Annotated in this window: 9 protein-coding genes; 1 reads left to right on the top strand and 8 read right to left on the bottom strand. The window is 54.9% G+C overall.

All coding sequences use genetic code 11. The features are described 5' to 3' along the window. Positions 1–58: 58 nt before the first annotated feature. From AC0YOA_RS34505 to AC0YOA_RS34495, 3 genes are all read right to left on the bottom strand, one after another. Positions 59–1,270 carry an MFS transporter gene (locus tag AC0YOA_RS34505; RefSeq protein ID WP_475790430.1) on the bottom strand — a complete coding sequence of 404 codons (1,212 nt, stop codon included), beginning with the start codon at positions 1,268–1,270 and terminating at the stop codon, positions 59–61. 150 nt (positions 1,271–1,420) lie between these two features. Continuing rightward, positions 1,421–2,287: an MBL fold metallo-hydrolase gene (locus tag AC0YOA_RS34500; protein WP_475790429.1), complete on the bottom strand. Its 867-nt coding sequence runs from the start codon at positions 2,285–2,287 to the stop codon at positions 1,421–1,423. 121 nt (positions 2,288–2,408) lie between these two features. Next, complete coding sequence (locus AC0YOA_RS34495; protein ID WP_475790428.1) at positions 2,409–3,752, bottom strand: TrkH family potassium uptake protein; 1,344 nt, start codon at positions 3,750–3,752, stop codon at positions 2,409–2,411. 221 nt (positions 3,753–3,973) lie between these two features. On the opposite strand from AC0YOA_RS34495, the gene AC0YOA_RS34490 reads away from it, so the two are divergent. Then, positions 3,974–4,399, top strand: coding sequence for a pyridoxamine 5'-phosphate oxidase family protein (locus AC0YOA_RS34490; protein ID WP_475790427.1), 426 nt, complete (start codon positions 3,974–3,976; stop codon positions 4,397–4,399). A 170-nt stretch (positions 4,400–4,569) separates the two neighbouring features. Here AC0YOA_RS34490 and AC0YOA_RS34485 read toward each other — a convergent pair whose 3' ends face one another. From AC0YOA_RS34485 to AC0YOA_RS34465, 5 genes are all read right to left on the bottom strand, one after another. Next, on the bottom strand, positions 4,570–6,954 hold the full coding sequence (locus AC0YOA_RS34485; protein ID WP_475790499.1) for a glycoside hydrolase family 95 protein: 2,385 nt from the start codon (positions 6,952–6,954) through the stop codon (positions 4,570–4,572). A 15-nt stretch (positions 6,955–6,969) separates the two neighbouring features. Continuing rightward, positions 6,970–8,058, bottom strand: coding sequence for a Gfo/Idh/MocA family protein (locus tag AC0YOA_RS34480; protein ID WP_475790426.1), 1,089 nt, complete (start codon positions 8,056–8,058; stop codon positions 6,970–6,972). A gap of 18 nt (positions 8,059–8,076) precedes the next feature. Next, positions 8,077–10,488, bottom strand: coding sequence for a glycoside hydrolase family 31 protein (locus AC0YOA_RS34475; RefSeq protein WP_475790425.1), 2,412 nt, complete (start codon positions 10,486–10,488; stop codon positions 8,077–8,079). Positions 10,489–10,791: 303 nt separating this feature from the next. Then, positions 10,792–11,649 (bottom strand): creatininase family protein, encoded by an 858-nt coding sequence (locus tag AC0YOA_RS34470; RefSeq protein WP_475790498.1) that lies wholly within the window; start codon positions 11,647–11,649, stop codon positions 10,792–10,794. Positions 11,650–11,670: 21 nt separating this feature from the next. After that, positions 11,671–12,639 carry an aldo/keto reductase gene (locus AC0YOA_RS34465; protein WP_475790424.1) on the bottom strand — a complete coding sequence of 323 codons (969 nt, stop codon included), beginning with the start codon at positions 12,637–12,639 and terminating at the stop codon, positions 11,671–11,673. Between the last annotated feature and the right edge of the window lie 208 nt (positions 12,640–12,847).

Raw genomic sequence — 12,847 nt, 5'->3', positions numbered from 1 at the left:
TCCGCCTTCTTGAATATGTCGGGTCAGCTGTCAAGCAGCACAGCGCCATACCGCTCAATCAGCGTGCGGCTCCGCTCTCACGGATCGCAACCGCACGCTGCTGCCCTTTCAATTTATAGATCATGGCGCAGAGTATCAGAGCGCTGCCGTTGATGATAAACACCCAGCGGATCGGCATCCAGGTCCCCAGCAAGCCGCCGATAATAGGTCCGGCCATGGTTGCAATTTGCGACGCCGACTGGTTCAAGCTGAAGGCTCTGCCGCGGAAGGCTGCGTCCGTATTCTGAACGATCATTGCGTTAATAGACGGATAGACTGCCGCGAAGAACAGACCGTAGCCGAACCGCAGTATGCCGAAGCCGATATAATTGGTCACGAAAAACTGCAGCAGATTGCCGATTCCGCCCCCCAGCAGGCCGATGAACAGCATTTTTCCATATCCCATGCGGTTGCCCCATTTGCCCCATCTTGGCGACATGAGCACAGTCGCGATGCCGACGGCCGAGAAGATGATGCCCGAGCTTAGCGAGGCGCTGGTCTTCGACACCCCCATCTCCAGCACATATACCGTAATAAGCGGCTCCAGAATCATGACGGAAAAGGTGCTGATGGCTACCATTCCCAGAAGCGTCATGAAGGCGCGGTTCGCCCATGCCATCTTCAGATCGTCAAGAACATGCGAACGCGCGGCGGAGCGGTTGAAATTTTGTTCCTTTGCAAATACCAATGCGATAATGGCAGATAGAAGCACCACCACGCAGGAGAACAGAAACGCACTGCGGTTGCCGTAATAATGGCTGACCACGCCGCCGATAAGCGGACCGACAATACTCCCGGTAGCTCCGGCTGTCGCCATGATGCCCAGCGCATAGCCTGTTTTTTCCTCCGGCGTATTCGTTGCCACAAGCGCGATCGCTGCGGGCACGAAGCCCGCCAGCAAGCCCTGAAATATCCGGACAACCAGAAACCAGTAGGGATCATGAATAAAATAATTAATCAGATACAGCGCAGCCAGACTGAAGCCTGAGCGGATCAGCATCGGCTTGCGTCCGTATTTGTCAGCCAGCGATCCCCAGAAGGGAGAGATCAGGGCGCTCGCCAGGAAGGTAATGCCAAAAGCGAACCCCGACCAGATTTCCAGATGCTCCGTCACACCAAGATCGGTATTCAGGAATATTGGGAGAAACGGAATGGAAATGGAGTAAGCCGTGCTGCAAAAGAAAACCCCGATCCACAGTACCATCAGATTGCGTTCCCATGAGAATTTCATTGATCGACACGTCCTTTCAGGGAAAAAAGATTACGAATAAAGTGCTGCCCCAGGAATCTGTCCGACGATAGATTGCAACAAAAAGCCAACCCGGCATCTCCTAAAATGACAAGAGACACTGATTGGCTTCCTTCTTATAAAACATTCGCTTTATGTTTGTTTGAACGCATGGCTTGCGACGTAAACGAATCGCTCCGCCCTTGCCAGAACATGAGCTTTCTGAGTTGGAAAATGCTTGTAGAGGTAGTCGATGAAGTAACCCGGATTCTCCGCGTTGCCTGTGAAAATATCGTAATGCAGCGGGATCACCGTGTCGGCTCCGGTGAGGGCTGAGAATTCGGCTGCCTCCCGGTAATCCATATTGCCTATAATCCCCCTGCTGGTCCGAAAGTAATCCCGCCCGTTAATAGGCAGCATGGCCAGGTCAACCTGATGGCCGCGTATTTTCTCCACCAGCCCCGGATAAACAATCGTATCGCCGGCATGGTAGAGGGTTACGCCATTGAGCTCAATCAAATAGCCGACATAGCGGTGGTTGCCCTGCGCATCCTCTTCAAGCTGCTCGTGGGCGGCTGGAACAGGCAGAATCCGCAGCTTGGAATGGATGGTTTGCCAGTTCGCCGGATGAGCGGCATGCAGCTGTTCCGGGGCTGCCCCAAGCTCCAGAAGCTGCGTCCTGCAAGCCTCTGGCGCGACGATGACGGCGTTGGGATTATTCGCTGCCAGATGCGGAATGGTCCCCTTGTCCAGATGATCCCCATGTTCGTGGGTGATAAGACATACATCCGCATTCGTAATGTGAGCCGGTTCAATCGGGGCGGGATACGTGCGGTCAAGTCCTGAATGTACCGCCAGATAGTCCGATACATAAGGATCGACATAGACCGTTATGCCATCGCCTTTGATGATGACGCTTTCCTGACCAAGGAACCATACGGCCAGGCAGCCGTAAGGCACCTGTGTTTCATTGACTTCCTGAATGAACGCTTCTCCGCTTCGAACGCTTTGTTTCTCCATCTCTTCTGTCATGCCTCCCAGACGACGGCTGCACCATCTTTTTACGACTTATTATGTTTAAAAGGTAAACATCATAGTTATATTCTACTCCTATTTCCCCTGAATTTCTAACCTATTTCTGTTATCCGATAATAATTTTTCCCTCGGGATGGCGGTAAAGCTCCTTGCGAATCCGCGGTTGAAGGGCATAGGCGAGCGTCAAAGCCCCCATCCTTCCGATAAACATCATGATGATGATCACTATTTTACCGCTGGCGGTAAGCTCCGGAGTAAGCCCCAAGCTTAACCCCACCGTACCAAAAGCGGAGGTGGTCTCGAACAGCAGCTTCAGGAAAGAATGCGATTGTGTGGTCGACATGATCATCGCGCCGGATACGACCAGGGCGATAGCGATGAACGTAATCATGATGGCTTTGTAGGTATGCTCCTTGGACAGCCGGTTGCGGAACAGGACCACATCCTCGCGTCCGCGCATCATCGTTATGACGGAGCCGATCAGAATAACGAAGGTGGTTACTTTAATGCCGCCTCCCGTGGAACCCGGCGCCGCTCCGATGAACATCAGAATGATCATAAAGAACTGCGTGCTCTCGCGAAGTCCGGTAATATCGATGGTGCTTGTCCCGGCGGAGCGCAGGCTGACAGACTGATAGATGGAGGCCAGCACCTTCCCTCCGGCGTTCAGAGGCCCAAGCGTCAGCGAATTGCTGAATTCCATCATGAAAATAACGAGTCCTCCGAAGACGACCAGGATTCCCGAAGCCGACAGCACCACCTTGCTATGTAAAGAAAGCCGGCGTGTCCTGCGGTATTCAATCAAATCGGACAGGACAATAAAGCCGATCCCTCCAAGAACGATCAGAATCATCGTGATCACATTGATATAAATATCATTGGTATAGGCGATGAAGCTGCCGTTGATCAATACGAAACCGGCATTGTTAAAGATGGATATGGAATGAAAAACACCATAATAAAGGGCCTTGCCCAGCGGCATTTCGCTTGCCCAGCGCAGTGCGAGCAGAACGGCGGCAGCGGCTTCCACCGTAAGCGAATAGATGATGACTCTCCGGGAGAGCCGGACAATTCCCTCCATATAGTTCTGATTCATCGCTTCCTTGAGAATAAGGCGCTCCTTCAAGGAAACCCTTTTGCCCCATGCCAGTGCGAACCAGGTTGCCATCGTCATGAAGCCGAGTCCCCCAAGCTGAACCATAACAAGAATCACAATATGGCCGAACAAGGTAAAATGAGTGCTTGTATCCACGACCGAGAGCCCGGTAACGCAGGCAGCCGAGGCCGCCATAAACAGCGCATCCAGAAGCCCCAGCCGCTGACCGGGAATAGACGCGACAGGCAGCGATAACAGCAGTGTACCGATGACAATGATCATGGTGAACCCCATCGCCAGAAACTGGGGAGGTGATATTTTCAGCTTTTTCTGCACCGAACTCAACCGATTCATCTCCGCTCCGATTATTTGCACATCCGGGTGCAACATTTGGTTTACTTTGTTTACCCTCTACAGTGTATCAAAGTCCCCGCTGCGGGACAAAACTTTCATTCCCTCCGATCTGAAAAAAATCCAGGGCTGACAGCCTTAGACGGTTCGCCGGATGGATAATAGGGTATTATATCTTCTGGGCATTCCCCCAAAATTTAGAACCGATGAGGAGCGATGAGACCATGGCAGTCATTGAGAAGCAGAAGTTGGAGCAGCGCATTACCGCTGCATTGGACAAGCATAAATTCGGCTCTCTGGCCACTGTTGAGAATAACAAACCGAAATCACGCTACATGGCCATATTTCACGATGGCTTGAACGTGTATCTGGCGACCGACCGCAAAACGCATAAGGTGGAAGAGCTGCAGCATAACAGCAATATCTCGCTGCTGCTTGGATTTGACGGGAAATCGTCGCCGGAAATTGTAGAAATTGAGGGGACTGCTTCGATCACCAAGGATGATTCTCTTCGGCACAAGCTGTGGAATCCTGAGATGAAACGGTGGTTCAATGGCCCCGAAGATCCTGATTATGTGATTCTCGACATTCACGCAGCGCGGATACAATATTCGGATGAGGAAGGCCAGACACAGGTTTGGGAGAAGTAAGTCACAAGAGTCACATAAAAGAACCTCCGGATCCACTGGCATAAGTGGAGGCGGAGGTTCTTTTGGCAAATGAGATGCAGCTCCAAGCGGGGATGAAAAATTATGAATTGATTTTCGGGACGCCCCCTAACAGGAATGTAGCTATGAACTGTGGTTAGCGGTCTTGAAGGCTATTGACGAATCATGACCGTATAGACTTCCCCAGGCTCCGTGTCAAATTCTGCGGCAGAAGCCCCGACAGTCGGAGCATTTTCCTTGCCGCTCACCGTAAACAGCTGCCCGCTGCCGATCCGGACCCGGCAGGGGCCGCCCAGACGGGAGATGATCCTGGCCGATTCCAGCATGCCGTCACGCCAGCCCATGCTGATCTCGAAGCCCCCGCGGGCGCACAGCCCCCTTACGCTGCCTTCCTTCCAGGCATCCGGCAGCGCGGGGAGCAAATGTAGTTCGCCTGCGTGCGATTGCAAGAGCATCTCCGCGATTCCGGCAGTCACGCCAAAATTGCCGTCGATCTGAAAAGGAGGATGGGCGTCGAACAGATTGGCATATACGCCGCCGCGATGAAAATCGATTCGTCCATCGTCCTCGACTAGCTTCAGCAGATTTCCGATCAGACCCAGTGCCCGGTTGCCGTCCCTGAATCTCGCCCATAGATTCACCTTCCACCCGAGACTCCAGCCGGTTCCGCCATCTCCTCGGCGTTCCAGAGAATTACGGGCAGCCGCGAACAGCTCGGGCGTACCCTCAGGCGTCCAGCCATTTCCCGGATAGATGTCATACAGATGCGACACATGCCGGTGATGCACGTCCTCGTCCCCGTAATCCTGCGACCACTCCTGAATTCCGCCACGACTTCCAATCTGCGGCGGCAGCAATCGGGAGCTTGCCTCCTGCAGCGTCAGCTTCAAATCGTCATCGATGTCCAATTCATCTGCCGCCTGCATGCAGTGGCTGAACAGCTCGCGGATCAAGCTCATATCCATCGTCGAGGCTTGACTGAGCGCTGGCGTCCGCCCATCCTCCAGCCGGAAGCGGTGCTCGGGCGAGGTGGACGGCGAGGTAATCAGCCCTCCCCGGCCATCATCGATCAGCCAGTCCAGGCAGAACAAGGCGGCCGATTTCATGACAGGATAAGCCTGCTCCCGCAAATAATCGCGATTCCCGCCAAAGCGGTAATGCTCCCACAAATGCTGGCACAGCCAAACGCCGCCCATCGGCCAATTGGCCCATAGCGGATTGCCGTGTCCGTAATCGCCAGGCGGTGCGGATTGCCGCCATAGATCAGAATTATGATGCGCCGTCCAGCCTCTTGCGCCATAATGAACCGCCGCCGTCTTCTTCCCGCTCTCGGCAAGCTCGCCGATGAAGCCCAGCAGCGGCTCGTGGCATTCGCCCAGATTGCACACTTCGGCAGGCCAATAATTCATTTGCGCATTAATATTCAACGTGTAGTTGCAGCTCCATACCGGCCGCGCATCCTGATTCCAGATGCCCTGCAGATTGGCCGGCTGCGTGCCCGGACGGGAGCTGGCAATCATCAGATAACGCCCATAGTGAAACAGTAATTCAACCAGATGCGGATCATCCGCACCGTATTCCGCGATACGGCGGTCAGTCGGCAGCTCTTCCGGAGCCGGAGACGGCCCCAGCTTGAAATCCACCCGTCCGAACAAGGCTCCGTGATCCCTCTTATGGGCTTCGAAAAGCTCATCCGCCGGTTTGCCAACCGCCGCGTCCAACGTATTTCTTGAAGCTTCCCGCGGATCGCGCCCTTCTGTTCCCGGGCTGCGGTCATAGCCGTTATAGCTTGTGGCGGCTGCAAAATACAGGACGGCGCTGGTCGCGCCTTCGACATGCAGTCCATCCTGTTCTGTCTTCGATGTCCCCCCGTCTTCCAGACGCACAACAAGCCTTCCTTCAAAACGCATGGCGGTTGTCGTGTCTTCCTGTCCGTAACGCAGAGGCACATCCGTCTCGTAGTAGTTGGGCAGAACGTCCTCCGGACAATAGCCCTGCAGAACGAGCGCATCCAGATCAGGCAGCTGCCTGGATTTCAGGGGACTGCTTAGAGATGCTTTGAACGTCAGCATGCCGGGCCGGCTGGCCGTTAAACGAACGGCTATGACCTGATCGGGATGGGATGCGATTATTTCTCTCGTATAGACGGTCTGTCCGATACGGTAGGTTACCTTTGCCATGCCTTCCGCCAGATTCAGCTCCCTCTCGTATTCCTCCGTCAGCTGGCCGTGATAGAAGTGGAGATGCAAATTTCCAAAGGGCATGTATGACTGCGTATACGGCCCCATCATGGCGGATTTGCTGAGGGCTTCGGCTTCCTCATAGCGCCCGTCTGCTACCAGCTGGCGAATCTCGTCCAGCGCCTCCCGGGCAAGCGGGTTATTCCAGTCCCGTGGGCCGCCCGACCAGAGCGTGTCCTCGTTGAGTCCGATCCGCTCCGTATCCACGCCTCCGAACACCATGGCCCCAAGCCTGCCATTCCCTACAGGCAGCGCCTCGGTCCACAGCCGGGCCGGGATGTCATAGGTCAATTTCATCATTTGCAGCCTCCTTCAAGACTGTTGCTCCAGCCCGAATTCTTTCTTGATATCGCTGACCTTGACAAGCTGGCCACTCGCATTGATACTTCGTTCCATGGCGACCATTAGCGCAAGGGTATGAACAGCCTCCTGCGCGTCAGGCAGCGGTGTGATCCCCGCGTCCAGACAATCGGCAAAATATTCGATATAGTTCTGATATTCCCCGGCATGATGAGTGTTTCCTTCAAAACGGAAATAATAGAAATGCTTATAATCAAAGGAATGCGAGACCGCTCCTTCACCGGCAAAATGAGTATGGTACCTCATATTGGAGTATTCCGCCCGGCTGGTTCCTTCCGTTCCCCGGATAACACATCCGATTGAAGGCTCGACCTCCTGCCCGAGCGACGGCTGGGTGTAGCTCCCGGCAATCTGGGCCATGCGTCCTTCTCCGTCCCGAAGGAGGAAGCGCATGGTATCCCAGCTGGCAAGGCCCAGCTTGCTGCTGGAATCGCTCGTACGGCCAAATCCGGTTACCTCGGTAATGCCGGGCAAATACCAGCGGACCAGGTCAACCGCATGAATCATAAAGCCGTACATCCAGCTGAAGCCCTTCTGACGGCTCCAGTCCTTTTCCAGAAACCATCTTCCATCCGTAATGTAGTGGGACTCCACGATCTGAATGTCGCCGTGGCGCCCTTTATCGTAATCCTCGCGCTGACGGATCATCGGCTCGAAGAACCGGGAGCTTTGGCCGACAAATACTTGTTTCCCCGTCCGCCCGATTACCTCCATCAGCTCGCCCGCCCCTTCCAGCGAAGGCAGCAGCGGCTTCGTGCAGATGACATGCTTGCCGGCTTCAAGAGCCTGGCAAACATGCGTAAAATGCAGCTGATCCGGGGTATAGATGGCAATGACCTCGATATCGGGGTGGTCCAGCAAATCCTGGTATTCCGTTGTCCAGCGGGAGAAGCCGAATTCTTCGGCGCGCCTTACGCAGATTTCGGGATTTTTGTCGCAGATGAGCTGAAGATCCCACCGTTTGCTGTTCAGGGTTGCGGACATAATACTGCGGCCTTCCCCAAGTCCGATGACGCCAAGCTTGTATTTTTTCTGTGTCATGATCATCGCTTCCTTCACCTACAATTGAATAGTCAACGCCGAGCCTTCATATTCGACCGTCTGTCGGGCCGGTATGCCAGCTTCATCCAGATAGCCCATGCCTTCCGTCATTACTTTCACCTGAAAGCTCCTCTTGGCGTTCATCCCGACGTACGATCCCTGACGGCTGCCGAAGGTAAGCGTTCGGGATTGATCATGGTAAAGAAGAGTCACAGCTGCATGCTCTCCCTGCTCATAGCCGTAACCATCCCCCGCGTCCTCGTAAAGGACAAAGCTGCCGTCAGCTCCGCCGTAAATCAGAAGGGTCCATGGAGCATCCGGCTGCTCGCCGGAATGCTGCACATCGGGTCCAATCGGCACGATGGAGCCGGCGCGTACGAATAATGGCATCGTAGCAAGTCCGGCGTCTGCGTCTATTGTCTGCCCACCCCCGTAATAATCGCCGGTCCAGAAGTCATGCCAGGATGTCCCTGCCGGCAGATAGACGCTGCGGCTGTGATCATTACCGTCTCCGGCGGTCTGCTCCAGCACCGGATTCACCAGCAGTGCAGGTCCGAACATATATTGATCGCCAATATTATAAGCGGCCGCATCATGGCGGAAATCAAAGGCCAGCGGCCGCATCATCGTATAGGCTTGATGGGTAACAGCCCCCGCAAGCGAATACAAGTAAGGAAGCAGCCGGTAACGCAGCCGGATAAACTTCACCAACGTGTCATAAATGACGGTGCCCGGCTCGCCGAATCTCCATACCTCCCGCGGCGTGTCCGTCCCGTGTGAGCGGAAGATCGGCAGAAAGGCGCCATATTGGAACCAGCGCAAATAAAGCTCCCGGTAAGCCGGATCTTCGCAGCCGTCATTATAATCCCCGTCCCAGAACCACTGCTCTTTCTTCGCTGTGAAGAATGCCCCGATATCCGAGGTCCAGTACGGCACGCCAGTGGCAACAAAGTTCAGCCCGGCAGGAATCTGCTTGCGCAGCGTATCCCATTTGGCCGCCGTATCGCCGGACCATGTAATCGCTCCGTAGCGCTGCTGCCCCGAGAATGCCGAGCGTGTCAGGTTGACGACCCGCTTCTCTTCGGTGGTCGCGCGCTGCCCTTCGTAGATGCCTTTGGAATGCTGCAGGGAGTAGGCGTTAATATATTCCGGATCGAGATATTTCTTGGATTGCCCGGTATTGACCAGCAGGCGCTGCTCAGGCTCGAGCCGGACTTCTCCGTTCCAATCCGCCTCGAACGGCTCGGTGCAGTCGCACCACCAGGCGTCGATGCCGTGAGCGAATAATCCCTCGTTCGCCTGCTTCCAGTACAAGCTGCGCGCTTTCTCGCTGAACGCATCGTAGGTGGCGCGGTTTCCAAGCAGCGTGTTATGCTCCTTCATCTCCAGATGATTGGGCCCGTCATTATTCATAATCGGCCAAATCGAGACCATCAGCTTCGCATGCTTCTCATGAAGCTTGCGCATCATCTCATCGGGATCCGGGAAGCGGTCGGGGTCGAACGATTTCTGGCCCCACAGATCGCCGGTCCATGACCGCCAATCGAGAATAATCAGATCCAGCGGGATTTTGCGCTCCCGATACTCTTCCACGACGGCAAGCAGCTCGGCCTGGGATTCATAGCGCTCCTTGGACTGCGCATAGCCGAAGGCCCATTTCGGCAGCATCGGCGCTGCCCCGGTAAGCTGGCGGTATCCCGCCACAACCTCATCGAGCTCGGGACCGTAGATGAAATAGTAATCCAGCTCGTCTTCCACTTCCGACCACAGATAAGAGCCATGGACATCATCATGAAAGGTCATCAGGCTGTAGCTGTCGACCAGCACGCCATATCCTTTCGTGGAGACCAGCATGGGAACGACGGCCTTCATATTTTGCTGATACAGATATTGGCTGGTGCCCCGTAGGTTCATAATCCCTTCCTCATGCGAGCCCAGGCCGTACAACGCTTCCCCGGTCTCCCATTCAAAAGCAAGCTTCGTATGATACGCACGTCGCGTCCGGGCCTCCTTGGCCTCGGCCTGGACGCGCACGCCATCGACGGACATGCTCGATTGAACCTCAGAGCTATCGTCATAAATGAAGGCTACCGCTTCCGTCGGAACAAGTGTTTTGCCGCCGGTCTGCGGCTCCCGCGTGAGCAGCCCGCCCTGCTTGTCGCGCCAGGTGAAGGCGGCTGTGGCCTTATTTATTTCGAGAACCAGCTCGGTTGTGCGCAGAGTCACGGTCAAATCGGATTCTTGGATCTCCCACTTTGTACCGGTGCTTGCCTCCTTGAGGACAGCCAGGCTTGGCTTGGTGCTGAAGGATTCCTCCAAGGTATAAACAACATGGATAATCGAAGGGGAAACAGGCTCCACCTTGATTCGGCCTTTAGCGGATATCAGAACCAGGCCGCCGGCCGATTGCTCATAACTGATGATCTCCATCCATAAAACTCCTCAGCGATAAATTTGAAGGCAGGCTGGTACCTGCCAAATAAAGGTTGGTTTGCAAACCATGCAGTTTGCTCTAGAGCACTATTAAGGCAGGCTTGCCGAAAATACAGTTTGCTCTGGACCGGTATGAAGGCACGTTTGCCTTTATACCGGTCCAGAGCGCTATCAAGGCGGGTTTGCCGTCAAATCTAACCGGCAAGAAGGCTGCTTCCCGGCAATTATATGCTGCTCCGGCTTTTGCCAAAATGAAGATTGCCTTCCGGCAATAAAGGCATTATCAGCCCTTAAGGGAGACTATCTAATAAATTCATAAGGCTTCCAGCGGGAATCCTCCGGAACCGGCTCCTGGGCAGGATAGGGCGAGGCGGTTCGCCACTGGCTTTTGCTTGTGAGCAGCTCGGCATAAATCGACTCTATCGCCGCATAATCAATAACCGCCGTGACTTCCGGCTGCTCCCTGATCTCAGCCAGGAGCCTGCCTGTGATCTCTCCTAACTGGAGCAGCGAATCCTCCATGATCCGCTCGCCAAGCAGGCTTGACGCCTCCCCGGCATCTGCCCCCAGCGCAAGCCGTCCGCCGCTTCCGGGCAGGTTCTCCAGCTCACGCCGCGAATCATCGATCAATTCCGGACGCAGATACATCAGCTGCGAAATCTCATATTTGCCTGCATGGTCGCCGTCATGGAGCCCTCTTACCAGCTCGGGGTCGCTGCCGACCCACATTGCTACTGGAATCCGGCTCTGAAACAGCTCCGCAGCCCTCCGCAAATCCTCCTGATTCCCGCCGCTGTGGCCGGATACGACGATAATTCCTTTGAAGCCCGCATTCACGAACGCTCTTAACTGATACAGGAAGAAATACAGCATCACATGCGGCGGCATTGCCGTCATATGCGGATTGATCTCCCCTACCTCATCCCTCAGCCAAGGCGCGTGATACCCTGCCTCATGAATGTGGTAGCCCAGTGACGGGGCAACAATTCCGCCGCCGCGCCGCGCGGCTTCCGCGCACAGATACTCCGCCTTGATCGTGTCCAGGCCGTACGCGCTGATCTGTCCATGCGGCTCGCAGATGCCAAGCGGCAAATAAACCAAGGGACATTCCTCCAGCCGCTGCCGGAATTCATCCGGGAACAGCTCCGACCACAGCACCTTCGTCAATTCACTCGCCCCCTATTTATAGAAATTGCGGAACCATGCATGCTTCTTCAGCTTCTGCACCTGCTCCTCCGGCAGCCCGCAGCCGTCGCCAAGCGCGCAGTTCATCTCCACTTCGCGGCTCCTCAGCATGCCCGGTATAACGGTCGATACGCCGGGATGCGAAAGGATAAAACGCAGCGCGATCTCGGGAAGCTGCTCCACGGAAGCGTCCAGATCGCCGGCAATCGCTTTCACACGGTCGTATACTTCCTGCTTCCGGTCATCCCGGAAATACCCGTTGCGGAAATCGCCCTCCGGGAATGTCGTATCCGGGCTTACGCTGCCGGTAAGACCGCCTTCATCCAGCGGTACACGGATGATCGTGCCGACATTGTGCTTGATGCATGCCGGCAGCAGTTTTTCCTCCGGCGTCTGATCGAAAATATTATAAATAAACTGCACCGTATCGATTACGCCGCTCTCCAGCGCTTTTATCGCATTGTCCGCCTCATGATCGTTAATGGAGATCCCGAAGGCGCGGATTTTCCCCTGCTCCTTCAGCTTGACCACCGCATCCAGCCAGTCGCCCTCGCCGCTCCAGGAATCCAGCCACACATGCGTCTGGAGAACATCAATCGTCTCCAGTCCGAGATTCCGCAAGCTGTTCTCCGCGCATTTCATGATATGCTCAGCCGTAAAGCCTTCTTCAACAGGGGTTCCGGCTACCGCCGGCCATTTGAGATTGATTGGCGATACCTTGGTCGCGACATGGATCGTTTCGCTGCGCGATTTGATCAATTCGCCGACCAGCCGCTCGCTGTGTCCATTGCCGTAGCCCATTGCCGTATCGATAAAATTAATGCCCCGGTCAATGGCGAGATTCAGCGCCCGCAGCGACTCGTCATCCTCTGCGCCTACCCAGCTGGTCTTGCCGATTCCCCATGCGCCGAATCCAACCTCCGATATACGCAAGCCCGATTTTCCCAATGTTCTATAATTCATAGTCATTAATCTCTCCTTCTTCAGCCCTTATCGTGTGCTTACCAAAAGTATAGCGGAATGCGCTCCGGCAAACTTGTCAGGACATGGCCTTACATTTGCGATTTTGTTCAATATCCGGATGGGATCATTTGCCGGGACTTTTGCCGCAGGGACGTATTATTGAAGGAATCCGATCCTGGTTACCGCTGTATGCCGATTTCATCCAAGC

This window comes from Paenibacillus sp. JT22N12, assembly GCF_056269365.1.
Note: the sequence above shows the minus strand (reverse complement) of the source record. Positions and strands in the feature narration are given on the sequence as shown.